1 rRNA gene is annotated in these 571 nt (G+C 56.4%); it reads left to right on the plus strand.

Annotated features, from left to right (window positions below):
• A 16S ribosomal RNA gene (locus D3D01_RS22605) occupies positions 1-571 on the plus strand; the annotation flags it as partial.

The following is a 571-nucleotide window of genomic DNA, read 5'->3' on the forward strand; positions in this document are numbered from 1 at the left end:
AGCCCTCGCTTTTCTGTACCGTAAGGTGGTACAGGAACAAGGACTGGGCAAGACCGGTGCCAGCCGCCGCGGTAATACCGGCAGTCCAAGTGATGGCCGATATTATTGGGCCTAAAGCGTCCGTAGCTTGCTGTGTAAGTCCATTGGGAAATCGACCAGCTCAACTGGTCGGCGTCCGGTGGAAACTACACAGCTTGGGGCCGAGAGACTCAACGGGTACGTCCGGGGTAGGAGTGAAATCCTGTAATCCTGGACGGACCACCAATGGGGAAACCACGTTGAGAGACCGGACCCGACAGTGAGGGACGAAAGCCAGGGTCTCGAACCGGATTAGATACCCGGGTAGTCCTGGCTGTAAACAATGCTCGCTAGGTATGTCACGCGCCATGAGCACGTGATGTGCCGTAGTGAAGACGATAAGCGAGCCGCCTGGGAAGTACGTCCGCAAGGATGAAACTTAAAGGAATTGGCGGGGGAGCACCACAACCGGAGGAGCCTGCGGTTTAATTGGACTCAACGCCGGACATCTCACCGGTCCCGACAGTAGTAATGACGGTCAGGTTGACGACTT

The organism is Haloarcula sp. Atlit-7R (assembly GCF_003666065.1).
Taxonomy (GTDB): Archaea; Halobacteriota; Halobacteria; order Halobacteriales; family Haloarculaceae; genus Haloarcula; species Haloarcula taiwanensis.